This window comes from Amorphoplanes friuliensis DSM 7358 (assembly GCF_000494755.1).
In the GTDB taxonomy this organism is placed as follows: Bacteria; Actinomycetota; Actinomycetes; order Mycobacteriales; family Micromonosporaceae; genus Actinoplanes; species Actinoplanes friuliensis.
In genome coordinates this window covers 4,448,871-4,473,320 of the sequence record NC_022657.1, presented here as the reverse complement: position 1 = coordinate 4,473,320, position 24,450 = coordinate 4,448,871, and the positions used below count along the sequence as shown (strand labels likewise).

The window sequence follows — 24,450 nt, the reverse complement described above, 5'->3', positions numbered from 1 at the left end:
GTGCGCATCGCCGAGGCCCGCGTGATCGTGACGTGCCCGGGCCGCAACTTCGTCACCCTGAAACTGGTCACGGACGATGGCCTGACCGGTGTCGGCGACGCCACCCTGAACGGCCGGGAGCAAGCGGTTGCCGCGTACCTGACCGAGCACGTCGTGCCCGTGTTGCTCGGCCGTGATCCGGCGCGGATCGAGGACACCTGGCAGCTGCTGTACAAGGGCGCGTACTGGCGGCGCGGGCCGGTCACGATGAGCGCGATCGCCGCGGTGGACACCGCTCTCTGGGATATCAAGGGCAAGGTCGCCGGACTGCCGGTCCACGAGTTGCTCGGCGGGCGCAGCCGCGACGGCGTCACGGTCTACGGCCACGCCTCGGTGTCGTCCCTGGACGGCATCCTGACGGACGTGGGCCGGCTCGTCGACCAGGGCTACCGCGCGGTCCGCGTCCAGGCCGCGATCCCCGGCCTCCCCACCACGTACGGCGTGAGCGCCGACGCCCGCACCTACGAACCCGCCGGCTCGGCCCTGCCCGCGCAGGAGGTCTGGTCGACACCGCGCTACCTCGCCCACGTGCCCGGCGTCTTCGAACGCGTCCGCGCGGAGTTCGGGCCGGACCTGCGGCTGCTCCACGACGCGCACCACCGGCTCACCCCGATCGAGGCCGCCACGCTGGGCCGCCGTCTGGAGCCGTACGCGCTGACCTGGCTCGAGGATCCTGTCCCGGCGGAATTGCAGGAGGGCTACCGGCTCATCCGGCAGCACACCACCACACCGCTGGCGGTCGGCGAGGTGTTCAACAGCATCTGGGACTGCCAGGAGCTGATCACCGGGCAACTCATCGACTACATCCGGGCCAGCGTCGTGCACGCGGGCGGGATCAGCCACCTGCGGCGCATCTTCGACCTGGCCCACCTCTACCACGTGCGCAGCGGGTCGCACGGCGCCACCGACCTGTCACCGATCTGCCTGGCGGCGGCGCTGCACCTCGACGTGAGCATCCCCAACTTCGGCCTGCAGGAGTACATGCCGCACACCGCCGCGACCGACGAGGTGTTCCCGCACGGCTACCACTACGAGGACGGCTACCTGCACCCGTCCACGACGCCGGGACTCGGTGTCGACATCGACGAGGAGCTGGCCGCGCGCTACCCGTACCGCCCGGCGTCGCTGCCGGTGAACCGCCTCGAGGACGGCACGCTACACAGCTGGTGAGAGCTCACGCCGCCGCTCCGTAGCGAACCCCGCCGCCGCGAGGCCGAGGCCGGCGACCGCGAGCACCACGCCGACCCAGGTCGGGGCCAGATATCCGTAACCGCGGGCGATGACCAGCCCGCCGAGCGCGGCACCGAGGCTGTTGGCGACGTTCATGGCCGACTGGTTGACCGCGGCGCCCATCAGCTGCGCGCCGGGTGCCACCGTGATCAGCCGCGCCTGCAGCGCCGGGCCGAGGAACAGGCTGGTCGCGCCGATCAGGAAGGCGCCGATGAAGATGCCCGCGGTGGTGGCGGCGATCAGTCCGAAAAGCACGATCGAGGCGATGACACAGGCAAAACCGATGAGCATGGCCCGTCGCAGGTTGCGGTCGGCGAACCACCCGCCGAGGGCGTTGCCCACGGTCATCCCGAGCCCGAACGCGACCAGCACCCAGGGGACGGCGCCCGCCCCCAGCCCGGTGACCTCGGTGGTGACCGGCGCGATGTAGCTGTTCACGGCGAAGAACCCGGCGAACCCGATCGCCGCCGTGGCCGCCACCAGCCAGACCTGCGGGGTGCGCAAAGCGTGCAGCTCCCGGGCCGGCGACCCGTCCGGGGTGGCCGCGACCTCCGGCACCACCAGCAGCACGGCCGCCAGGGTCAACAGAAAAACACCGGCGATGACCAGGTACGCGATCCGCCAGCCGGAGGTCTGCCCGAGCCGGGTGATCAGGGGTACGCCGACCACGTTGGCCGCTGTGAGCCCGCTGAGCACCGCTGCGTACCCCCGGGCCTCGCTGCCCGGACCCATCAGCGTCGCCGCGAGCAGGCCGGCCGCACCGAAGTAGGCACCGTGCGGCAGCGCCGCGACGAACCGCGCCACCAGCACGAGCTCAAAGGTCGGGGCCAGCGCGGACGCGACGGTGCCGACCACGAAGAGCACCAGAAGACCGAGGACCAGCTTCTTGCGAGGCACGCGGGCGGTCAGCGCGGCGATCGTCGGTGCGCCGACGACCACACCCAGCGCGTACGCGGTGATGGTCCACCCGCCTCGCGCCACCGCGTCAGAGGAGGACTCCGCCCAGGCCTCGGGCAGCAGTCCGCGGGCGATCTCGGGCAGCAGCCCCATCGCGGCGAACTCGGTCAGCCCGATGGCCACGCCGCCCAGCGCGAGGGCGAGCAGTGCGGCCCACCGGTGATTCCGGCTCAACTCAGTCACGAGGGAAGACTTTAGCAACGCCGTTGCGTAATAGGATGGTGAGATGCATCGCTCCGCGGCCGACCAAAGCTTCCTGCGCGGCTACAACGAGGCCCTGGTCATGGCCGTCGCCCGGTCGATGCCCACCTTCGAACGCGCGACCGTCGCCGACGCCACCGGCCTCACCCCGCAGGCCGTCTCCAAGGTGCTGGGCCGGCTCGTCGACGACGGCCTGATCGCCCCCGCGGGCGTACGCCGCGCGGCCATCGGCAAACCCGCCGGCGTCTACGAACTGGTGCCGGCGAGCCGGTTCGCGATCGGCGCCCACGTCGCCCGTCGTACGTTGCGCCTGGTCCTGACCGACCTCGCCGGCACAGTGCACCACTCGGCCGTGACTCCCCTGCCGGACGACTTCACGCCCGCGCAGCTGCTCGACGAGCTGGCGATCGGCGTCAAGACCATCACCGCCGCCTTCCGGCCCGGCGACCGCCTGACCGGGGTCGGCCTCGGCATGATCGGCCCCCTCGACCACGCCCAGGGCACGGTCCGCGACGCCCACCGGCTGCGCCACTGGCACGACGTACCGCTGCGGGCCCTGGCCGAGGAGGCCCTGGACCTGCCCGTCCACCTGGACAAGGACGTGACGGCCGGGGTCACCGCGGAAGCGTGGCGGCACGGCCCGCAGTTCCGCGACGCCGCCCTCATCATGGTCGAATCCGGCGTCGGCGCGGGCCTCTGGCTCGGCGGGACAGCCCACCGCGGCGCCCACACCAACGCCGGCGAGTTCGGCCATACGGTTGTCGCCCTCGACGGCCCGCCCTGCGTGTGCGGCCGGCGCGGCTGCCTCGAAGCGGTCCACGACCGGGCGGCGGAAGCGGGCGACATCACCCGGGCGGCCCGGGTCCTGGCGATCGGCGTCGTCAACCTCCTGCAGACCCTCGACGTGGCCCACGTGGTCCTGGCCGGTGCCGACCTGCTCCAGCACGCGACCACGTACCACGAGGCGGTCCGGCAGGCGGTCTCCACCGAGGTCCCCCGCGCCGACTGGCAATCCGCCGACGTGACCCTCTCCAGCCTCGGCGCCGACGTCATCGCCGCCGGCGCCGCCATGCAGGTCCTCGACCTCCGCTACGGCATCCCCGGCCTCGCCCCGCTCTGAATCCCCAGCCATGGGCGTTCCTCGGCGCAAGCCTGGCCATCCGACGGCCGCGGCTCATCGTCGGTGCACGCAGCGTCAGACGGCCCGGAGACAGAACGGGTGTCCGGCGGGGCTGGCGTAAATGCGACTACCTCGGTGCGCGAGGTCGGCGTCGTCGACGGGCTGCAGGCGGCGCGCGCCGGCTTCGAGGGCGGCCCGGTCGGCGGAGGCGAGGTCGTCCGTGGTCAGGTCGACGTGCATCTGCTGGGTGCCGTTCTGGGGCCAGGCCGGGGCGACGTGGCCCGGGGCCCGCTGGATCACGAGGGCGGGGAAGCCGTCGACGCGCAGGAAGTGGTGGTTGTCGGTCCTGGTGATCGAGCCGCCGAGGAAGCGGTGCCAGAACGTGCTCTCGGCGTCCGGGTCGGCCGCGTCGATGTTGATGGCGGCGAGATCAAGAGCCATGTCAGGCCACCGCCGGCAGGATGCCGCCGTCGACGCGGAACTGCGCGCCGGTGAGCCACTTCGCGCGGCGGGACGCCAGGAAGGCGATCATCTCGGCGACGTCCTCGGGGTCACCGGGCCGGCCCATCGGTACGTTCAGGTGGTCGACGATCTGCTGTTCGACCTCGTCGAAGCCGATGCCCTGCGCCTCGGCCATCCGCGTCAGGTGCTCGGTGGCGCCCTCCGTGACGACAAAGCCCGGCAGGACGCAGAGCACCCGGACGCCGTGCCCGCCCACCTCCAGGGCGAGCTCTCGGCTGTAGGTGTTGAGGGCCGCCTTGGCTGCCGCGTACGACGCCTCGGTGCGCTGCGGCAACCGGCTGGCGATCGACGAGACGTGCACGACAACGCCGGACCCCTGGTCGACCATGCCGGGGACCAATGCCCGGTCGAGGCGGACGGCGCTGAGCAGGTTCATCTGCAGGTCGGCGAGCCACGACTCGTCCGAGCGTTGCAGGGTGGGTGCGGGCGCGCTCGCGGCGGCTGCGTTGTTGACGAGCACGTCGACGCCGCCGAAGCGGTCGATCACCTGGCGGCCGAAGGAGGCCACACCCTCCTCGGTGGCGAGGTCGGCGCGGAGATGGACGGCGGGCAGGTCGGCCGGGGGTTTCCCCCGTGAAGTGGTCAGCACCGTCGCACCGGACGCGGCGAACCGGCGGACGGTCGCCGCACCCAGGCCGCGGCTGCCACCGGTGACCAGCACGCGGAGACCGCTGAGACCGTCATCGGAATTTGTCATGGGACACCTCTGCACTAAACTGAACCGGACTCCGGAAAGCTAACACAAACGGAGTCCGGTTCACTATATGGAGATGCTGGTGCCTACCTCACGTCCGCTCCGCGCCGACGCCCGCCGCAACCGCGAGGCGCTGCTGACCACCGCACGCGAGATGTTCCTGGGTGAGACCGAGACCGGGGTGGAAGACATCGCGCGGCAGGCCGGCGTCTCGGTCGGCACGCTCTACCGTCACTTCGACACCCGCGAAGCCCTCGTCGAAGCGGTGTACCGCCAAGAGGTCGACGAACTGTGCGCCGCCCCGGCGGAGCTCCTCAGCCGGCATGCCCCGGAGGAAGCCCTGCGGCGCTTCCTGCTGCTGCTGGTCGACCATGCCGCCATCGGCAAAGGCATGTCCGAGGCCCTGGAGAGCATCATGACCACGGACTCGCCGATCTTCGACGACGCGCGCACACGCATGGCCGAATCGCTCGATCAGCTGCTCGCCGCGGGCGCGGCCGCGACGACGGTGAGGTCCGACATCGGCGGCCGCACGCTTCTGCGGGCCATGGGCGGCATCTGCGAGATGCGCGCCATCGACGGCTGGCTGGACGAGGCCCGCCAGATCACCGCCATCCTCTTCGACGGCCTCCGCCACGGCCGGCCGTCGCACTGAGCTTCCAGGGCCGGCCGTCGCACGGAGCTTCTAGGGCTGGCCGTCGCACGGAGCCTTCGGGGGCCGGCCGCCGCCGCCAGCCGTCGCACCGAACCTTCGGGGCCCAGCCGCTGGAGTCAGCCGTCGCGTCCGACCGCCGCGGCAAGCCTCCAAGGCCGGCCGCCGCGGTCGGCCGTTGGGGTCAGCCGTTCCAGGTGTCGATGACCTGGTTGCCGCGTTCGAAGCCCAGCGTGGACAGGGTCGCCGTGCCGAGTTTCAGCAGGCCGCCGCCGCTCGCGGGCAGCCCGATCCAGCGGGCGCCGGCCACGCGCAGCGAGTGGCCGTGGGCGATCAGGGCGACGTCGCCGGTGTCGAGGAAGGTGCGGGCGTGGGCCAGGACGCGGTCCAGGCGGGCGCCGACCTCTTCCGGGGTCTCGCCGCCCGGGGCACCGTCCGTCCACAGGGACCAGCTCGGACGGGTCTCGTGGATGGTGGCGCTGGTGACACCCTCGTAGTCGCCGTAGTTCCACTCGGCGAGGTCCTCGGTGGTCTCGGTGACGGTGAGACCGGCGAGCTCGGCGGTGCGCAGCGCCCGATGGCGCGGGCTCGAGATCACCGCCGCGAACTTCCGGCCGGTCAGCCTCTCCCCCGCGAGGCGCGCCTGCGCCACGCCCTCCTCGGTCAGATCCAGGTCCGTGTACGAGGTGTGCCGCCCGTTTGCACTCCACTCGGTCTGCCCGTGCCGGATGAGCACGATCTCCGCCATGACGCCCCCTGTCGGTTCCTGTAGTTCTACCGCGTCGCCGGGCCGGGCACCGGGTTTATCCGTGCACGAACCCGGCAATCGGCGGGAGCGACGGTCTGTACCCACCACCCGGCTACGACATGCTGAATGTGATCTTTCAGTTTCCGGCCAGGAGGTCCTCGAACGACGTGGTGAGGGCGAAGGGGTCGGTGACGGTGGCGGGGTCGCGGCGGTCGAGTTCGCGGGCGAGTTCGGCGGCGGCGCGGTTGACCCGGCCGCGGAGCTGGCCCTCGGACTCGTCGCCGGCCCAGTCGTCGGTGGCCGCGAAGACCGAGGTCGGCACGGTGACCGCCTGCAGGTACGCGAACATCGGGCGCAGGGCGTGGTCCAGCGCGAGCGAGTGCCGGGACGTGCCGCCGGTGGCCGCGATCAGCACCGGCTTGTCGGTCAGCATGTCCTTGCCCACGACGTCGAAGAACGACTTGAACAGACCGCTGTACGAGGCGTTGAAGATCGGCGTCACCGCGATCAGGGCGTCGGCCGCCTCGACCGCGTCCAGCGCGCGTCCGAGCGGGCCGGGCGGGAAGCCTGTGAGCAGGTGGTTCATCAGGTCGTGGGCGAGGTCGCGCAGTTCGATCACCTCGACGGTGAGCTGCACGCCGAGGCCGGCGGCCGCGTCCACCGCCGCCGCGGACAAGCGGTCCGCGAGCAGGCGGGTGGACGACGGCTGGCTCAGTCCCGCCGAGACGACGACGAGAGTGCGCTGTTTCATGCCTGCACCTTCTCCTTGAGGTCCTGGTCCTGGGCGGCGGCGAGCAGCGAGGCGTGGGTCGGCGCCTCCGGCACGTGGGCCGGCTTGAGCGCCGCGAACTCCTTGCGGAGCACCGGGACGACCTCCTCGCCGAGCAGGTCGAGCTGCTCCAGCACGGTCTTCAGCGGCAGGCCGGCGTGGTCCAGCAGGAACAGCTGACGCTGGTAGTCGCCGACGTAGTCCCGGAAGCCGAGCGTGCGCTCGATGACCTGCTGCGGGCTGCCGACGGTCAGCGGTGTCTCGCGCGTGAAGTCCTCCATCGTCGGTCCGTGACCGTAGACGGGGGCGTTGTCGAAGTACGGGCGGAACTCCTTGACCGCGTCCTGGCTGTTCTTCCGCATGAAGACCTGGCCGCCGAGTCCGACGATGGCTTGGTCGGCGCTGCCGTGCCCGTAGTGGGCGTACCGCTCGCGGTAGAGCGCGACCATCCGCTGGGTGTGCGACGCCGGCCAGAAGATGTGGTTGGCGAAGAACCCGTCACCGTAGAACGCGGCCTGCTCGGCGATCTCCGGGCTCCGGATCGACCCGTGCCAGACGAACGGCGGGATCTCGTCGAGCGGTCGCGGCGTCGAGGTGAACGACTGCAGCGGCGTGCGGTACTTGCCCTTCCAGTCGACGGTGTGCTCGCGCCACAACCGGTGCAGCAGCGCGTAGTTCTCGATCGCGAGCGGGATCCCGGCGCGGATGTCCTTGCCGAACCACGGGTACACCGGACCGGTGTTGCCCCGGCCCATCATCAGGTCGACCCGCCCGTCCGCGAGGTGCTGCAACATCGCGTAGTCCTCGGCGATCTTGACCGGGTCGTTGGTCGTGATCAGCGTCGTGGACGTCGACAGCAGCAACTTCTCCGTCTGCGCGGCGATGTACCCCAGCATCGTCGTCGGCGAGGACGGCACGAAGGGCTCGTTGTGGTGCTCACCCAGCGCAAAGACGTCGAGCCCGACCTCTTCCGCCTTCTTCGCGACGGCGACCATCGCCTTGATCCGCTCGTGCTCGGTCGGCTTTCGCCCGTTCGTGGGGTCGGGCGTGACGTCGCCGACGGTGAAGATCCCGAACTGCATGACCGGCTCCTGAGCTCTGGGCCGGGACTGTCTCGTCCCGATCTGACCAGCACAACCGCGCTGACCACAGAACTATTTCAAATTCAAAAGACTTCCGCTGCGGTGCAGGTCACAGTCGTCGTCCGGCCGACTCAGCGCTCGGTGGCCAGGCGGGCGCCGAAACCGAGCAGGGTTACACCGGTGATGGCGTCGAGGGCGCGGCGGACCGGACGGCGGTTGAGCACCCCGCGGACGCGGTGGAGGAATGCCGCCAGGAGCAGCAGGTACGCCAGCGACAGGATTGCGTGACTGAAGGCGTACAGAAGAAGCGTCGGCGTGCCGGCGCCCGGCGCGAGGAACTGCGGGAGAACGGCCAGGTAGAACATCAGGACCTTGGGGTTGGTGATGTTGGAGAGGAAGCCTTGCCGCCAACCGTGCGCGCCGCCCCTGGCCACGCCCTCGTCATAGCGGCCACGGATCGCGGAGCTGATCGCGCGGACGCCGAGGTACACGAGGTACGCGATGCCGGCCCACTTAATCGCGTGCAGCACGGGCTGAGCCTGGACGATTAGGGCGCCCAGGCCAGCGGCGGCCGCTGTGCCCTGCAGCGCGTTCGAGGTCGCCACTCCCGCAGCGCTCCACATGCCACGGCGGCGACCGCCGGTGAGGGTGTTGGCGGTGACAACGGCGAAGTCCGGGCCGGGGATCAGCACGACGACGAGCGCAAAGATCAGAAATGACCAGTACATCCGCCGACGCTAATCCCGCGCGGGGGTGTGACGCTGGCGGGTTTCGGACCTGGCGCTGGAACGAAGACGGCCCGCCGCGCCCAGGGACAGGGCGGGCGGGCCGTGGCTTCGGTGGGGTCAGCGGCCTTGGAGGCTCTTGACGTTGTCGCCGAAGGTCCAGCTGCGGGAGCCGTCCCAGTTGGCCGACCAGGTCATCAGGCCCTTCAGGCTGCCGTTGAAGCTGTTCCACGACTGCGACACCAGGTTCGGTGCCATGTAACCGCCGCCGGCGCCGGGCTGGGCGGGCAGGCCCGGGACCTGCTTGTCGTACGGGACTCGGATTGTCGTGCCCTGGATGACGAGGCCGTTGTTGAGGCAGGTCGTCTGGGCGACGAAGCCCTGGACGCCGCCGGCCGGGTACGAGTCGCCGGAGCAGCCGTACATGCTGCCGTTGTAGTACTGCATGTTCAGCCACCAGAGGCGGCCGTTGTCCGCGTACTTCTTGATGATCGGCAGGTAGGAACCCCAGATGGAACCGTAGGTGACGCTGCCGCCGGTGACGTACGCGGTTTCGGGCGCCATCGTGAGGCCGAAGTTCGACGGCATCTGCGCGAGGACACCGTCGATGATCCGCATCAGGTTGGACTGCGACGCCGACAGGGTGTTGATGTTGCCGCTGCCCGTCAGGCCGGTCTCGATGTCGATGTCGATGCCGTCGAAGTTGTACTGCTTGAGGATCGGCACGATCGTCGCCACGAAACGATCAGCCACCGTGCTGGAGCTGAGGTCGATGCCGGCCGCCGCACCGCCGATGGACATCAGCAGGGTGGCACCGTTCGCCTTGGCGGAGCACATCTCGGCCGGCGTGGAGACCTTGACGGTCGCGTCCATGCCGTTCTCCCACAGCACCGTCCCATCAGAACGGATCACCGGGAACGCCGCGTTGATGACGTTGTACCCGTGCTGCTTCAACCGGCTGTCGTTGATCGGCACCCAGCCGAAGCCGGGGTGAACACCATTGCTGGAGCCGTCCCAGTTCTCCCAGTACCCGACGAGGACCTTGCCCGCGGGCCGCGACTTGACGGCGCAGGTGTTCCCACCAGTGGGTGGAGGCGTGGTCGTGGGCGGCGGGGTCGTCGGCGGAGGTGTGGTGGGCGGGGGTGTCGTGGGCGGCGGGGTGGTCGGCGGAGGCGTCGTCGGCGGGTTTCCGGTGCAGGCGCCCAGATCACGCCAGAGCGACGGGGTCGCGGCGGGATTCCAACCGGCACCTGCGTACGCCGTATGAGTGACGAGTGCTGAGTAGAGCTTGCCGCCGTAGGTCACCTGGGTGCCCGCGGTGTAGGTGTTGCCCTCGGCCCAAGCCGGAGCCGAGCAGACGACCGCGGCGGACTGCACGGCGGCCATGCTGTTCGGAACGAACACGACGGCCGTGGCCACGGTCATCGCAGCGCCCGCTATCAGCGCGAATACGGTACGACGTCTTCTCATGGCCGCTCCCTGACGCATCGATGACCGCCTCGGTCCCCCACATCCTCACGTCCGTTCACCCAAATATCAAGGGTTGTTAACAGATCTCTGGTGGGCCTCATGCGACGGACATGGACAGACCGCATGCGGGACGGGGAAGGCTGCCAAGACGGCCGGTGGAGGCTTCGATCAGGGCCAGCGGACCTGAGCCGGCAGCTCCACGAACCTCGCGTACGGCTGCAGCGCCGCCTCCACCTGCTTGCGTTCCGCCGGCTTCAACCCCACCAGCGGAAACACGTCGATCACCACCGCCTTCTTGCCCAGCGTTCGCTTCCATGTGGCGACCACCCGCCCACTTCGGACGATCGTGGATTGGAAGATGCCGTTGCCGCCGGGGACCACCGCCTGGAAGTGGGCTTCGTCGAGCATCATCGTGCGGTCCTTGTAGCCCAGCATGTATTCGTCGAAGCCCGGCAACGCCGCCCATTCCGGCACGGTGCCCGCGTCCAGCGCCGAGGGGTCGGCGATCATTTCGGTGCCGTCGACTGTCACTGTTGTCAGGGCGTCACCGGCCTCGGCCACGCCGGCCTTGACGTCGGTCATCGTCAGGCCGGTCCAGCGGGCCAGGTCGGCGCGGGTTGCCGGGCCGTGGCTGCGGAAGAAGCGGGTCGCGATGATGCCCAGCGCCTCCGGGCGGGACGGGCGGTTGGGGTGGGGCGCCCACTCGTCGAGCAGCACGAACGTCTGCTCCTTGCCGACGTGCGGGGCGATGCAGGTGACGCCTTTCTGGCTGGCGTACCAGAGGAGGTGGTAGCCGAGCTGGCCGCCGGGCGGGATGCCCGCGTCGGCCAGGGTGGTCAGGCATTCGGCTCGCGTCAGTCTTTTGCCTTTGAGGGCTGTGCCGAGGATTTCGACGCCGCGTTCGGCCATCTCCTCGGTCAGGCCGATGGTCTCGCGGCGCTTGGCCACGCCGGCCAGGGCCCGGGCGCCCATCAGCTCGAGCATCCAGTGGGCGTCAGCGGGCGGGACCAGGTGAACGGTGCCGCGCATCGGCCAGGTGCGGATGGCCTCGCGGCGCTCCAGGGCCTCGTTCACGTCGGAGACCGTGAACGCAGGCAGCCGCGCCCCCAGGGACCAGAGGCCGCTGGCCATGTCCTGGGCCTGCATCGCGCCGAACCACTCCACGACGCCGGACACCGTGCCGGGGCCGTCGCCGGTCAGGAGGAGGCTGCGCATCCGGAGGGCGAGGGCCTGCGAGGTCGTCAGTTCCACGGCCGCAGCCTATGCCGCACCACCGACAAAAATCGGTGGTGCGGCATCAGGACGATCAGCGTCCGCGCTGGGCCCGGTACCGGGCGATCAACGCGTCGGTCGACGAGTCGACCGACGAAGCGGGAGCTGACGGTGCGGTGAGCAGCGGCGCCAGCTGGTTGGCCATGACCTTGCCGAGCTCCACGCCCCACTGGTCGAACGAGTTGATCTCCCAGATCGTGCCCTGGGTGAAGGTGATGTGCTCGTACAGGGCGATGAGCTGGCCGAGTACGCCCGGGGTGAGCTTCTCCGCCAGGATGGTGGTGGTCGGGTGGTTGCCCGGCATCACCTTGTGCGGGACGATCTGGGCCGGCACACCCTCGGCGGCGACCTCCTCCGCCGTGCGGCCGAACGCGAGCGCGCCGGTCTGGGCGAAGAAGTTCGACATGAAGAGGTCGTGCATCTCGCCGGTGTCGTGGTTGGGCACGCTGAAGCCGATGAAGTCCGCCGGGATGAGCTTCGTACCCTGGTGGATCAGCTGGTAGAACGCGTGCTGGCCGTTCGTGCCGGGCTCGCCCCAGAAGACCTCGCCGGTCTGGTAGTCCACCGCGGCGCCGTCGAGGCGGACGTGCTTGCCGTTGCTCTCCATGGTGAGCTGCTGGAGGTACGCGGCGAAGCGGTGCAGGTACTGCGAGTACGGCAGGACCGCGTGCGACTGTGCACCGAGGAACGTGTCGTACCAGACGTTCAGCAGGCCCAGCAGCGCCGGGACGTTCTGCTCGAGCGGCGTGGTGCGGAAGTGCTCGTCGACGACGTGATATCCGGCGAGCAGCTCGCCGAACTTCTCCTTGCCGATGGCCAGCATCACCGACAGGCCGACCGCGGACGGCAGCGAGTAGCGCCCGCCGACCCAGTCCCAGAAGCCGAACATGTTCTCGGTGTCGATGCCGAAGTCGGCGACCCGCTGCGCGTTGGTGCTGACGGCGACGAAGTGCTTGGCCACGGCGGACTGGTCGCCGCCGAGACCGGCCAGCAGCCAGTTGCGCGCCTCGGTCGCGTTGGTCAGCGTCTCCTGGGTGCCGAACGTCTTCGAGACGATCACGAACAGCGTGGACGCGGGGTCCAGGTCGTGGGTCTTCTGATAGAGGTCCGTCGGGTCGATGTTGGAGATGAACCGGCACTCGATGCTCGCGTCGGCCTTGAGCGCCTCGTACGCCATGACCGGTCCGAGGTCGGACCCGCCGATGCCGATGTTGACCACGGTCTTGATCCGCTCGCCGGTGGCGCCGACCCACTCGCCGGACCGGACGCGGTCGGTGAAGGCGCCCATCCGGTCGAGGACCTCGTGCACGTCGTGGGCGACGTCCTGACCGTCGACGACCAGCTCGGCACCCCGCGGCAGGCGCAGCGCGGTGTGCAGCACGGCGCGGTCCTCGGTGACGTTGATGTGTTCGCCGGTGAACATGGCCTCGATGCGCTCGCGCAGCTTCGCCTTCTCGGCGAGGGCGATCAGTGCGGCGAGGACCTCGTCGGTCACCAGGTTCTTGCTGTAGTCCACGTAGAGATCCGCCACCTGGGCGGTGAGCCGCTCGCCGCGCCGTGGATCGCTGTCGAACAGCTCGCGCAGGTGCACGCTCGAGAACTTCTCGGCGTGCCCCTGCACTGCCTGCCACTCGGCGCTGTCGGAAACGTGTTCGCTCATTGCCTTGACTCCCGCCTGGACCTGAACCTTCGCGTTCATCGTGGCACGGATCGAACCAGCCCGCCGCGAACTACCCCCTGTTTAGAACGCGTACGGTCCGAAGCGGCCCCAGGCCACGAAGACGGCCAGGAGCAACAGGACGATGTTGGGTGCGAGGGCCTTGGTCTCGCCGCGGCGGATGTGGACGATGATCGCGCCGACCATCATCAGGGCCAGGCCGGTGGCCGCCAGCGGGACGAGGACCGTGGCGATGTCGAGCACGGCCGGCAGGATCAGGCCGATCGCGGCGAGCACCTCCAGGGCTCCGATGGCGCGCACAGCACCCAGCGGGAAGTCCTCGACGAAGCCCATACCGGCCTTGAGCAGGTCTTCCCGCTTCCGGACGACCTTCATGCCGCCGGAGAAGAGGAACGCGACGGCGAGCAGGCCGGCGACGATCCACAGAGCGATGTTCATGGGGATGACCCTTCGAATGAGTTGAACGTTCTACCGAGAAGGTAGACGCTTCAACTTGAACGGTCAACCGGATGTGACGGTATGATCGGCGCGTGAGCAACGAGGGACGATGGCTCGACGAGCAGCAGCTGCAGGCCTGGATGCGCCTGTCCGCCCTGCTCGTGGTCCTGCCCGCCGAACTCGACGGCGAGATGCAGAGCAGGGCCGGCATGACGCAGTTCGAATACGGCGTCCTCGCCGCCCTCTCCGACGCCCCCGGCGGCACCATGCGCATCAGCACCCTCGCCGGTTTCGCGCGCGGCTCGCTGTCCCGCATGTCCCACCTGATCAAGCGCCTCGAGCGCCGCGGGTGGGTCCGCCGCGAGCTCGACCCGTCCGACGGCCGCTACACCAACGCGATCCTCACCGAGGACGGTCGCGCCAAGCTCGTCGCCACCGCCCCGGGCCACGTCGAGGACGTCCGCCGCCTGGTCATCGACGCTCTGACTCCGGCACAGCTGCGCCAGCTCGGCGAGATCAGCGACCGCCTCCTGCGCAACATCAACGGCACCTGCTGACCGGTACGCACCACGGCGACCCCACAAGCACCACCGGCGACCCCTGATCAGGGGCCGCCGGCCTCCAGCAGAAACGGCCCGGCCGTCCCGGCGCCGCCCGGGTCGTCAGAACGCCGCGAGCACCGACCCCTGGTACTTGTCGGCGATGAACTTCTTGACCTCGGCGGAGTGCAGCAGCTTCTCCAGCTTGACGACGCGCGGGTCGTTCTCGTCGCCCGTACGCACCACGAGCAGGTTGGCGTACGGGTTGTCCTGACCGTCCTCGAGGGCAAGGGCGTCCTTGGCCGGCTGGAGGCCCGTCTGGATCGCGTAGTTGCCGTTGATCACCGAGACCGCGGTGTCCTCGAGGCTGCGCGGCAGCTGGGCCGCCTCGAGTGACTTGAAGGACAGGTTCTTCGGGTTGGTGGCGATGTCCTTCTCGGTCGCCTTGACGCCCACACCGTCCTTGAGCGTGATCAGGCCGTTCTTCGCCAGCAGGTTCAGGGCACGGCCCGAGTTGGACGGGTCGTTGGGCAGGGCCACGACACCACCGGCGGGCACCTCGGCCAGGGTCTTGACCTTCTTGGAGTAGAGGCCGAGCGGTTCGATGTGGACGGGCTTCAGGGCCGTGAACTTGTACCCCTTGGCCGCGACCTCCTCGTCCAGGTACGGGATGTGCTGGAAGTAGTTCGCGCCGATCTGCTTCTCGCTCAGGGCCACGTTCGGCTGGATGTAGTCGTTGAACTCGACCACTTCCAGCTTCAGGCCCTCGGCGGCGGCCAGGTTGTCCTTGACGTAGTTCAGGATCTCGGCGTGCGGCACCGGGCTGACGCCAACCTTGAGGGTGTCGTCGGCGGCGGAGCCTGAGTCGGAGCCTCCGCACGCAGCCAGGCTGAGGACGAGCCCGGCGGCGGCGAGGGAGGCGGCGAACGAACGGTGGCGCATGTGGGGTGTGCCTTTCTATCGGTGGGACAGCCGCCGGACGAGGACGTCGCCCAGCGTCTGGATCAGTTGCACGAAGACGATCAGGACCACCACGGTCGCGATCATCACGTCGGTCTCGAAGCGCTGGTAGCCGTACCGGATCGCCAGATCACCGAGGCCGCCGCCACCGACCACCCCGGCCATCGCGGAGTAGCCGACGAGCGCGATGACCGTGATGGTGAGACCCGCCACGAGACCGGGACGGGCCTCGCGCAGCAGGACCTTGCCGATGATCTGGCGGCGGGAGGCGCCCATGGCGACCGCAGCGGAGACGACGTCCGGCGGTACCTCGCGGAGAGCGGTCTCGACGATCCGGGCGTAGAACGGGATGGCGCCGATGGTCAGCGGCACGATCGCCGCCGTGGTGCCGATGGTCGTGCCGACGACCGCGCGGGTGAACGGGATGACCGCGACCAGCAGGATGATGAATGGCAGCGAGCGGCCGACGTTCACGATCAGGCCGAGCAGTGCGTTGACCGGCGGCGCGGACAGCAGCCCACCACGGTCGGTGAGCACGAGCAGGATGCCGAGCAGCAGGCCGCCGACCGCGGTGAGCAGCGTGGAGACGCCGACCATCCACGCGGTCTCCTGCAGGCCCACCCCGATCAGGTCGCTGAGTTCGGAGAAGGTCATCGGCCCGCCTCCGTGACCAGGACGCCGCGTTCCCGCAGGTGGGCCAGGGCCGGCGCGGTCTCGGCCGCGCTGCCGGGCAGAGCCAGGCGCAGTCTGCCCGCGCGGGTCGCGGCCAGGGTCTCCACGGCGCCGTTCAGGATCCGGACATCGAGGTCGAAGCGCCGGGCGAGACCGGCCAGGATCGGCTCGTCGGCGGTGTCACCGCTCAGGGTGACGTCGACGACGGTCTCCCCCGGCCGGGGCTCCGCCGGTGGCAACGGGAACAGTCCCCGGGCCAGCTCGGAGTCCGGGCGGCGCAGCAGCTCGGCGACCTGCCCGGACTCGACGAACCGCCCGTCGCGCATGACCGCGGCGGAGTGGCAGACGCGCTTGACCACGTCCATCTCGTGGGTGATCAGCAGGATCGTCAGGCCCAGGCGGCGGTTGAGGTCGAGCAGCAGGTCCAGGATCGAGCGGGTCGTCTCCGGGTCGAGCGCGGACGTCGCCTCGTCGGAGAGCAGCACCTGCGGACCGGCGGCGAGGGCGCGGGCGATGCCGACCCGCTGCTTCTGCCCTCCGGACAGCTGCGCGGGGTACGCCGAGGCGCGGTCACCCAGGCCGACGAGGTCGAGCAGCTCCGCCACCCGGCGCGCCCGGTCGGCCCGCGACATGCCGGTCACCTCGAGGGGGAAGGCGACGTTGCCGGCGGCTGTCCGCGAGGCGAGCAGGGCGAAGTGCTGGTGCACCATGCCCACGCGGCGCCGGGCCGCCCGCAGCTGCTTCTCGCGCAGAGCGGTGAGGTCGACGCCGTCGACGACCACCGTGCCGGCGTCGGGCCGCTCGAGGAGGTTCACGCAGCGCAGCAGCGTGCTCTTGCCCGCGCCGCTCTGGCCGAGGACACCGAAGATCTCGCCCTGCGGGACGGTCAGGTCCACGCCGTCGACGGCGACGACGTCCCGTCCCCGCGAGTGATAGGTCTTCCGCAGACCCTCGATCCGAATCACGAACGCACCGTCTAATCCTATGAAGCAGATGGGCATTACGACGACCGAACCTAGCGTCCCGCACCGTCCGGGTGCTTCCGTTTGTAACGACCGTCACCGGGTGTTCCGCCTGACTCGAGCACCGTGGTGCCAACCATCACTTCTTAGTTACTTGCCTACATGCATTAGGCGCTGCACAGTAGGTAGCTAGCGTTCCGCAGCCGGCCCGCGCCCTGACCGACCCCTACACGAGGAACTCCCCATGCCTGACCTGATCACCACACCGCTCACCGCCGGCCTGGTGCGTGGCGCCCTCGAACTGGAACCGACCGAACACGGTCTGCTGCCGCACCGGCTGCCCGCGCGGGCCCGGGCCCAGTGCGCCGACCCGCAACTGCTCATGGCCGAGTCGCAGCCCTCCGGCGTACGCCTGGCCTTCCGGACCCGGGCCACCACGGTCGAGCTGGACACCCTGCCCACCAGACGCGTCTACGCGGGCGCACCGCCGCGCCCCGACGGCGTCTACGACCTGGTCGTCGACGGGAAGCTGAGCGGCCAGGCGAGTGTGGACGGCGGCAACACCCTGGTCATCGACATGGCCACCGGGGCGGCCGAGTCGCGTACCGGGCCGGTGGGCACCGTGCGTTTCACCGATCTGCCCGCCGAGGACAAGACGGTCGAGATCTGGCTGCCGCACAACGAGACCACCGAGCTCGTCGCGTTGCGCACGGATGCTCCCGTGGAGCCCGTCCAGGAGCAGGGCCGGGTCTGGTTGCACCACGGCAGCTCGATCAGCCACGGCTCGAACGCCGCCAGTCCCAGCACGACCTGGCCGGCGATCGCCGCCTCGCTGGGCGGCGTCAGTCTGATCAACCTCGGCCTGGGCGGCAGCGCCCTGCTCGACCCGTTCACCGCCCGGGCGCTGCGAGACACCCCCGCCGACCTGATCAGCCTCAAGATCGGCATCAACATCGTGAACGCGGACGTGATGCGCCTGCGGGCGTTCGGGCCGGCGGTCCACGGGTTCCTCGACACCATCCGGGAGGGGCAGCCCACCACTCCCCTGCTGGTCGTCTCGCCGATCCTGTGCCCGATCCACGAGGACACGCCCGGCCCCGCCGCCGTGGACGTCGAGGCGATGAGCCGGGGCGAGCTCCACTTCCGCGCCACGGGCGATCCGGCCGAACGCGCGGCCGGCAAGCTGACCCTGAAGGTCATCCGGGCGGAGCTCGCCCGGATCGTCGCGGAGCGGGCCACCGACGACCCGAACCTGCACTTCCTGGACGGTCTGGGCCTCTACGGCCCGGCCGACGCCGACGAGTTGCCCCTGCCCGACGACCTCCACCCGGACGCCGCGACCCACCGCCGCATCGGTGAACGCTTCGCCGGGCTCGCCTTCTCCGCCGGCGGCCCCTTCGCTGCCCAGGTGGTTGGCGGCAGCAGCCGGGGGTAATGCCCGCGCATGTCCCCGGCCCTGATGACCACGTCCCAGCGACGGCTGGCCGCCGCGGCACCACGACCGGCGCAGGGCTTCGTCAGCCGCCGGGTCGAGGTCGCCGGCCTTCGCCTGCACGTCCGGTCGAGGGCGGCGGCCACCGGCCGCCCCTGGGTGCTGTTGCACGGCCTCGCGGTGTCCCACCGCTATCTGATGCCGACCGCGGCGGCCCTGGAAGGCGGTCCGGTGCACGTCCCCGACCTGGTGGGCTTCGGGCTGTCGGTCAAACCGCGGCCGGTGCTCGACGTGGTCGGCCACAGCCGGGTGATCGCGGCCTGGCTCGACGCCGAGGGCATCGGCCCGGCCTCCGTGCTGGCGAACTCGTTCGGGTGCCAGGTCGCGGTCGAACTGGCGATCCGGCGGCCCGACCTGGTCGCGGCGCTGGTCCTGGTCGGGCCGACCGTCGATCCGGACGCGCCGACCTCCGCCGGACAGGCCGGGCGCTGGCTGCTCGATCTGACCCGCGAGGATCCGCGTCAGGCGGCCCTCATCGCGGCCGACGTCCGCGACGCGGGAATCCGCCGGGTGCTCACCACCCTGCGGCTGTCGGTGCGCCACCGGATCGAGCAGCGGCTGCCGCTCGTGACCCAGCCGGTCCTGGTGCTGCGCGGCGAGCACGACCCGATCGTCCCGCCCCGCTGGGCCCGCGACGCCGGGCTGCTCGCACCGCGGGGTGCGACCGGGGAGATCCCGGGTGCCGCCCACAACGCGGTGACCACCGCCGGCACCGAGGTGGCGGCGAGAGCTCTCGCCTTCGTGGGTGGGCCGGCCCGGCCGGTTTGATCATCTCCTGGCGTTTGGGGCGTATCGCGCAGGGCACCCCGGAGGAGCATGCCCACCTGGAGACGAGGACCCCGTTCATGGCAGTGAAGCGCCCGCGCAAGTCGCAGCCCACCACCCCGGCACCGGCGGAGAAGGATCCGGCCGGGACCACACCGCTGGCCGGCGCCCTGGCGCCCGAGCAGGGGCTGCAGAGCGGGGAGTTCCTGACCACGGCCGAGGGACTGCGGATCGGCGACACCGACCACTCGCTCAAGGCCGGGCCACGCGGACCGTCGCTGCTCGAGGACTTCCACCTCCGCGAGAAGATCACCCACTTCGACCACGAACGCATCCCGGAGCGTGTGGTGCACGCCCGTGGTGCGGCCGCGCACGGCGTCTTCAAGGCGTACGGCAGCGCGGCCTCGGTCACCAAGGCGCGTTTCCTGGCCGAGGAGGGCAAGGAGACGCCGGTCTTCGTGCGTTTCTCGACCGTGCTGGGCTCGCGCGGCTCCGCCGACACCGTGCGGGACGTGCGCGGCTTCGCGGTGAAGTTCTACACCGACGAGGGCAACGTCGACCTGGTCGGCAACAACATGCCGGTCTTCTTCATCCAGGACGGCATCAAGTTCCCCGACATCATCCACGCCGGCAAGCCCCATCCGGACCGGGAGATCCCCCAGGCGCAGTCCGCGCACGACACGTTCTGGGACTTCGTCTCGCTGCACACCGAGGCGACCCACCACGTCATGTGGGCGATGTCCGACCGGGGCATCCCGCGGTCGTACCGCACGATGGAGGGCTTCGGGGTGCACACGTTCCGCCTCGTCGACGCGGACGGCGGCACGCACCTGGTCAAGTTCCACTGGAAGCCGGTCGCCGGGGTGCACTCGCTCGTCTGGGAGGAGGCACAGCTGGCTGCCGGTACGGATCCGGACTTCCACCGGCGTGACCTCGCGGACGGCATCGACGCCGGCGCCTTCTTCGAGTACGAGCTGGGCGTCCAGGTGTTCCCGGACAGCGACGAGGAGACCTTCGAGGGCATCGACCTGCTCGACCCGACGAAGATCGTCCCGGAGGAACTGGCGCCGGTGCAGCCCCTGGGACTGCTCACGCTGAACCGCAACCCGGACAACTACTTCGCCGAGACGGAGCAGGTGGCCTTCCACACCGGGCACCTGGTGCCGGGCATCGAGATCACCAACGATCCGCTGATGCAGGCGCGCATGTTCTCGTACCTCGACACGCAGCTGACCCGGCTCGGCGGCCCGAACTTCGCGCAGCTGCCGATCAACCGCCCGCACGCCCCGGTCAACGACAATCTCCGGGACGGCATGCACCAGGCGGTGGTGCACCGCGGGATCGCCCCGTACCTGCCCAACTCCCTGGCCGGCACCGAAGGTCCGCGGCCCGAGGGCGGCTACGTCCAGGTGCCGCGCCTGGTCGAGGGGCCCAAGGTCCGCGCCAACCCGGTCTCGTTCGACGACCACTTCTCGCAGGCGACCATGTTCTACGCCAGCATGAGCGGGATCGAGAAGGTCCACCTGATCGAGGCGTTCACCTTCGAACTGGGCAAGGTCTACGAGCAGCCCATCCGGGAACGGATGCTGACCGTGCTGGCCGAGGTCGACACCGACCTGTGTGCCCAGGTGGCCGCCGGTCTCGGCCTGCCGGCGCCGCAGGGCACGCCCGCCACCGATGTCCGGCCTTCCCCGGCGCTCTCGCAGATCACCGGTGTGCCGGGCCCCATCGCCGGCCGCGTGGTCGGTGTGGTCGCCGGTCCCGGCGCCGACCTGGCCGGGATCGCCAAGCTGCGTGCGGCTCTGACGGCGGAGGGTGCGGTCCTGCGGGTGATCTCCCCGATCGGCGGCACTCTCAGGAAGGGCACCCGTGAGGAGATCATCGAGCGCACGTTCCTGACCACACGCTCGATCGAGTTCGACGCGCTGCTGATCGCCGGTGGTGCCGGCAACCTCAAGGACATCAAGCTGACCGTCCTGCTGCAGGAGGCCTTCCGGCACGCGAAGGCCATCGGCGCCTGGGGCGACGGCGCCGAGGCGCTGCGGACCGCCGGCATCGACACCGGAGCACCCGGCGTCCTGCTCGCGGACGGCATGACCGCCGCCTACCGCAAGCAGCTCACCACCGCGCTGGGCCTGCACCGCGCCTGGGAACGGGCCGAACTGGTCATGAGCAGCTGACCCACCGGCTCCCCGGCGGCGGTCACCGCGCCGCCCGCCGGGGAGCCGGCCTGCACCGCCAGGAAGATCAGGCCACCAGCACCGCGGTGACCACGGCCTGCGCCCGGTCGCAGGCGTCCCTGAGCTTGTCCGCGGGGACCGGGTGGCTCAGGACGTAGCCCTGGGCGTACTCGCAGTTCATCTCGCGCAGCCGCAGCAGGGCCTCCTCGTCCTCGACACCCTCGGCGACCACGGAGAGCCCGAGGTTGTGGCCGAGCTCGATCGCGCTTCGCACCATGACCGCGTCCGGGGTGCCGGCGGTCAGATCGCGGACGAAGGTGCGGTCGACCTTCAGTTCGTCGGCCGGGACCCGGCGCAGCTGGGACAGCGAGCTGAAACCGGTGCCGAAGTCGTCGACGGAGACGCTGATGCCGTGCTCACGGACCTCGTGCAGGGCGCGGACCGCCCGGTCCGGGTCGGCCATGATGCTGGTCTCGGTGAGTTCCAGGCACAGCAGGTGCGGCGGGAGCCCGGCCTCGCCGGCCGCGGCCAGCACCCGGGCCACGAAGCCCGGATCGATCAGGCAGCCCGGTGACACGTTGACCGAGACGCTCAGCGGCCGGTCCTCACGCAGCCACTCCGCGGCCTGGCGGACAGCCACACCGAGCAGGTGGTAGGTCAGGCGGACCTCGAGACCGCCACGTTCGGCGATCGGGAGGAACGTGCCCGGCATGAGCAGGCCACGCTCCGGGTGCAGCCAGCGGACCAGCGCCTCCACGGACGTCACGGCGCCGTCGCTCAGGCGTACCTGGGGCTGGTAGTAGAGCCGCAGCTGACCGTGGGGGTCTCCACCGTCGAGCAGGGCCCGCAGGTCGGCGAAGAGCTGCATGCGGTCGGGCATCTCGGCGTCCGCGCCGGCGTCGTAGACGGCGACACCGCCGCCGTTGCTCTTCGCGCGGTACATGGCCGCGTCGGCGTGCCGGAAGAGCTCGTCGGCGCCGCCGTGCATCGGGCCGAGCGCGATGCCGAGGCTGCCGCTGATCGCCGCCGGGCCGTCGTCCAGGGCGAAGTCCCGGCGCAGCTCGCCGACCAGGTGCTCGGCCAGCGCGGAGGCCGCGGGGATGCCGCTGACCCGCGGGAGCAGCACCGCGAACTCGTCACCGCCGAGCCGGGCGACCACACCGTCCGCGCCGACACCGGCCGTCAGCCGTCGTCCGGACTCGATCAAGACCCGGTCGCCGGCGTGGTGACCCATCGTGTCGTTGACGGCCTTGAAGCCGTTGAGGTCGACGACCATCAGGGCGACCTGCCCGTCGTCCACGTTCTCGAGGGCGGCGGCGAGGCGCTGGGTGAAGAGCGTGCGGTTGGCCAGGCCGGTCAGCGGGTCGTGCAGGGCCAGGTGCCGGCTCTCCGTGGCCTGGTCGACCAGCCGGCGCTGGTACCCCAGCACCAGGCGCAGGATCATCCCGACCAGGAAGAGCCCGGCCCCGAAGCCCACCGAGGTACCCACCAGCAGCCGCACCTGGGTCTGCCGCAGCGCCGCCACCTGCAGCTGCGCGGCATCGTGGTAGGCCCGCGCCACCGTGTCGACGTCGTCCTGAAGCGTGTAGAAGGCCGGGGTGACCTCGAGCCGGTCCAGCTGGCTGTGCGCGGGGTCGCTGTCGGCGATGAGCACGATCAGCCGCTCGGCGAGGGCCTGATAGGCGAGTTGCTCCTCGCGCAGCCGCAGCGCGTCGGCCCGCGCCGCGCCGTCGTCACCCGCGACGATCTGCGCGAGGGTGTCGTTCGCGGTCCGGACGACCTGGTCGAAGCGCTGTTTGACGGCGACCGACGGTTCGACCTGGTAGTGCCTCAGGTTCACCTCCTGCATCGCGATCGCGATCCGGGCCTCGGAGAACAGCGAGTCGACCACCAGCGCGCGGCTCTGCTGCTCGGTCGCCCGGGTGGTGTGCACGGTCCCCTGGATCACGTACGCGGCCAGCGCGAGCAGTACTCCGGCCAGGGCGGCGGTGGTCGCCACACTGCGTCCCCGGATGCGCTTGATCACAGCCCTACCTTCGGCAGCGGAAGGCGGTGGTGAAGCCGAACGGGCTCAGGTGGCAGGCGCGGGGACCGATGGGACCACTGAGCCCGAAAGGTGGTCGCATGCGCAGCCGTCACTTGCTTTCCTCTGCCGCGGTGGCAGTCGTCCTGGCCGCGCTGGCCGGGTGCGGCGGCGCCGACGACCCCGCAACGGCACCTGCTGCCGCTCCGGACGTCATCCGCCTCGGCACCCTCGTGCCTCTCACCGGGCGCAGCAGTCCCTCCGGCGAGGCCATGGTGAAGGCCGCCCAGCTGGCTGTCAGCGAGGCCAACAAGGCCGGTGGTGTGCTGGGCCGGCAGATCGAGCTGGTCGTCGGTGACGACGCCTGCGATCCGGGCACCGCCGTCACCGCCGCCCGGACGCTGGTCGGCAAGGACATCGCCGTGTCGGTCGGCGGCTATTGCAGCAGTGCCACGGTGCCGACCCTGAAGATCTTCCGGGACGCGCAGGTGCCGATGATCGTGGCGCAGTCGAACTCCACGGATCTGCTCAGCCCGGGCTACGACAGCGTTTTCCTGGTCTGCGGCACGGTCACCGCCGAGGCGGACTTCGCCGTCGACTGGTTCAAGAAGCTGGGTGGCAAGAAGCTGGCGGTCGTGCACGACGGGACGAGCTTCCCGATCACCCTCGCCCAGTCGACGGTGACCGCCGCGAAACGCGTCGGCGGCCTCACCGTCACGGACGAGCTGGAGCTGAGCCAGGGGGCGCCGAGTTACACCCGCATCGCGGCGTCGGTCATCGCCGGGAAGGCCGATACGGTCTACTTCACCGGGTACTACGCCGAGGCGAACCAGCTGATCAAGGACCTGCGGGACGAGGGCTTCCGCGGCCGGATCGCGGTCGGTGACGGCGCGACCGACGGCCCGCTGCTGGCGAACCTCACGCCGGCCCAGAGCAAGGACGTGTACGGGACCGCGTTGCTCTTCCCCGAGTTCATGCCCGAACTGGCGGACTGGTCGGCCCGGTACCGCGCGGCGAACGGCACCGCGCCGGGCCCGTCGACGGTCGAGGCGTACGACGCGGTGAACGTGGCGCTGGACGCGATCAAGCGGGCCGGCAGCCTCGACCACGAGGCGATCCGCAAGGCGATCAGCACGACCGACATGACGTCGATGTCCGGGCCGATGAGCTTCCACCCCGACGGCACCCGCGTCACGCCGAAGTTCCTGCTGCTGCGCGCGGCCGGTGACACCTTCGAGCTGGAGCCCACGGCCGGCTGAG

General features: G+C 70.4%; 23 protein-coding genes. 8 read left to right on the top strand and 15 right to left on the bottom strand.

The features are described 5' to 3' along the window. The gene (gene manD / locus AFR_RS20680; RefSeq protein ID WP_023362746.1) at positions 1–1,209 is read left to right on the top strand and encodes a D-mannonate dehydratase ManD; all 1,209 of its coding nucleotides are present in this window, start codon (positions 1–3) and stop codon (positions 1,207–1,209) included. Here manD and AFR_RS20675 read toward each other — a convergent pair. After that, entirely contained in the window at positions 1,195–2,409 is a 1,215-nt protein-coding gene (locus AFR_RS20675) for an MFS transporter (RefSeq protein ID WP_023362745.1), read from the bottom strand. The genes manD and AFR_RS20675 overlap by 15 nt on opposite strands. 43 nt (positions 2,410–2,452) lie before the next feature. Between AFR_RS20675 and AFR_RS20670 the strand changes: the two genes are divergently transcribed. Further along, positions 2,453–3,547 carry an ROK family transcriptional regulator gene (locus AFR_RS20670; RefSeq protein WP_023362744.1) on the top strand — a complete coding sequence of 365 codons (1,095 nt, stop codon included), beginning with the start codon at positions 2,453–2,455 and terminating at the stop codon, positions 3,545–3,547. A gap of 75 nt (positions 3,548–3,622) precedes the next feature. On the opposite strand, the gene AFR_RS20665 is transcribed toward AFR_RS20670, so the two are convergent. Further along, positions 3,623–3,988, bottom strand: coding sequence for a VOC family protein (locus tag AFR_RS20665; RefSeq protein ID WP_023362743.1), 366 nt, complete (start codon positions 3,986–3,988; stop codon positions 3,623–3,625). Position 3,989: 1 nt separating this feature from the next. Beyond that, positions 3,990–4,766 (bottom strand): oxidoreductase, encoded by a 777-nt coding sequence (locus AFR_RS20660; protein WP_023362742.1) that lies wholly within the window; start codon positions 4,764–4,766, stop codon positions 3,990–3,992. A 67-nt stretch (positions 4,767–4,833) separates the two neighbouring features. Here AFR_RS20660 and AFR_RS20655 point away from each other — a divergent pair, with 67 nt between their 5' ends. Next, positions 4,834–5,418 carry a TetR/AcrR family transcriptional regulator gene (locus AFR_RS20655; protein WP_023362741.1) on the top strand — a complete coding sequence of 195 codons (585 nt, stop codon included), beginning with the start codon at positions 4,834–4,836 and terminating at the stop codon, positions 5,416–5,418. 181 nt (positions 5,419–5,599) lie between these two features. Here the strand turns inward: AFR_RS20655 and AFR_RS20650 are convergent, their stop codons facing one another. The 8 genes from AFR_RS20650 to AFR_RS20615 form a co-directional block, all read right to left on the bottom strand. Continuing rightward, the gene (locus tag AFR_RS20650) at positions 5,600–6,163 is read right to left on the bottom strand and encodes a histidine phosphatase family protein (RefSeq protein ID WP_023362740.1); all 564 of its coding nucleotides are present in this window, start codon (positions 6,161–6,163) and stop codon (positions 5,600–5,602) included. A gap of 136 nt (positions 6,164–6,299) precedes the next feature. Then, positions 6,300–6,914 (bottom strand): FMN reductase, encoded by a 615-nt coding sequence (locus tag AFR_RS20645; RefSeq protein ID WP_023362739.1) that lies wholly within the window; start codon positions 6,912–6,914, stop codon positions 6,300–6,302. After that, positions 6,911–8,014 carry an LLM class flavin-dependent oxidoreductase gene (locus AFR_RS20640; protein WP_023362738.1) on the bottom strand — a complete coding sequence of 368 codons (1,104 nt, stop codon included), beginning with the start codon at positions 8,012–8,014 and terminating at the stop codon, positions 6,911–6,913. Before AFR_RS20640 ends, AFR_RS20645 begins: the two co-directional genes overlap by 4 nt. Positions 8,015–8,145: 131 nt before the next feature. Then, positions 8,146–8,742 carry a LysE family translocator gene (locus tag AFR_RS20635; RefSeq protein ID WP_023362737.1) on the bottom strand — a complete coding sequence of 199 codons (597 nt, stop codon included), beginning with the start codon at positions 8,740–8,742 and terminating at the stop codon, positions 8,146–8,148. 117 nt (positions 8,743–8,859) lie between these two features. Continuing rightward, positions 8,860–10,209, bottom strand: a complete 1,350-nt coding sequence (locus tag AFR_RS20630; RefSeq protein WP_041841016.1) for a carbohydrate-binding protein — start codon at positions 10,207–10,209, stop codon at positions 8,860–8,862. A 168-nt stretch (positions 10,210–10,377) separates the two neighbouring features. Beyond that, complete coding sequence (locus AFR_RS20625) at positions 10,378–11,460, bottom strand: winged helix DNA-binding domain-containing protein (protein WP_023362735.1); 1,083 nt, start codon at positions 11,458–11,460, stop codon at positions 10,378–10,380. A 55-nt stretch (positions 11,461–11,515) separates the two neighbouring features. Beyond that, positions 11,516–13,141, bottom strand: a complete 1,626-nt coding sequence (pgi, locus tag AFR_RS20620) for a glucose-6-phosphate isomerase (RefSeq protein WP_023362734.1) — start codon at positions 13,139–13,141, stop codon at positions 11,516–11,518. Between the two features lie 81 nt (positions 13,142–13,222). Beyond that, complete coding sequence (locus AFR_RS20615; protein ID WP_023362733.1) at positions 13,223–13,597, bottom strand: DoxX family protein; 375 nt, start codon at positions 13,595–13,597, stop codon at positions 13,223–13,225. Between the two features lie 92 nt (positions 13,598–13,689). Here AFR_RS20615 and AFR_RS20610 point away from each other — a divergent pair, with 92 nt between their 5' ends. Further along, positions 13,690–14,154 (top strand): MarR family winged helix-turn-helix transcriptional regulator, encoded by a 465-nt coding sequence (locus tag AFR_RS20610; RefSeq protein WP_023362732.1) that lies wholly within the window; start codon positions 13,690–13,692, stop codon positions 14,152–14,154. 105 nt (positions 14,155–14,259) lie between these two features. On the opposite strand, the gene AFR_RS20605 is transcribed toward AFR_RS20610, so the two are convergent. The 3 genes from AFR_RS20605 to AFR_RS20595 are packed head-to-tail and all read right to left on the bottom strand — an operon-like array spanning position 14,260 to position 16,733. After that, positions 14,260–15,078, bottom strand: coding sequence for a MetQ/NlpA family ABC transporter substrate-binding protein (locus AFR_RS20605; protein ID WP_023362731.1), 819 nt, complete (start codon positions 15,076–15,078; stop codon positions 14,260–14,262). A 15-nt stretch (positions 15,079–15,093) separates the two neighbouring features. Further along, complete coding sequence (locus AFR_RS20600) at positions 15,094–15,750, bottom strand: methionine ABC transporter permease (RefSeq protein ID WP_041841015.1); 657 nt, start codon at positions 15,748–15,750, stop codon at positions 15,094–15,096. After that, a complete protein-coding gene (locus AFR_RS20595) occupies positions 15,747–16,733 on the bottom strand; it encodes a methionine ABC transporter ATP-binding protein (RefSeq protein WP_023362729.1) in 987 nt (328 codons plus the stop codon). The genes AFR_RS20600 and AFR_RS20595 overlap by 4 nt, the downstream gene beginning before the upstream one ends. Before the next feature lie 241 nt (positions 16,734–16,974). Between AFR_RS20595 and AFR_RS20590 the strand changes: the two genes are divergently transcribed. The 3 genes from AFR_RS20590 (at position 16,975) to AFR_RS20580 (ending at position 21,167) form a co-directional block, all read left to right on the top strand. Further along, positions 16,975–18,165, top strand: a complete 1,191-nt coding sequence (locus AFR_RS20590) for a GDSL-type esterase/lipase family protein (protein WP_023362728.1) — start codon at positions 16,975–16,977, stop codon at positions 18,163–18,165. A gap of 9 nt (positions 18,166–18,174) precedes the next feature. After that, positions 18,175–18,990 (top strand): alpha/beta fold hydrolase, encoded by an 816-nt coding sequence (locus AFR_RS20585; protein ID WP_023362727.1) that lies wholly within the window; start codon positions 18,175–18,177, stop codon positions 18,988–18,990. 77 nt (positions 18,991–19,067) lie between these two features. Next, positions 19,068–21,167, top strand: a complete 2,100-nt coding sequence (locus tag AFR_RS20580) for a catalase (protein WP_023362726.1) — start codon at positions 19,068–19,070, stop codon at positions 21,165–21,167. Positions 21,168–21,234: 67 nt separating this feature from the next. On the opposite strand, the gene AFR_RS43750 is transcribed toward AFR_RS20580, so the two are convergent. After that, the gene (locus tag AFR_RS43750) at positions 21,235–23,193 is read right to left on the bottom strand and encodes a putative bifunctional diguanylate cyclase/phosphodiesterase (protein ID WP_023362725.1); all 1,959 of its coding nucleotides are present in this window, start codon (positions 23,191–23,193) and stop codon (positions 21,235–21,237) included. A gap of 98 nt (positions 23,194–23,291) precedes the next feature. On the opposite strand from AFR_RS43750, the gene AFR_RS20570 reads away from it, so the two are divergent. Then, complete coding sequence (locus AFR_RS20570) at positions 23,292–24,449, top strand: branched-chain amino acid ABC transporter substrate-binding protein (protein ID WP_023362724.1); 1,158 nt, start codon at positions 23,292–23,294, stop codon at positions 24,447–24,449. Position 24,450: the final 1 nt, after the last annotated feature.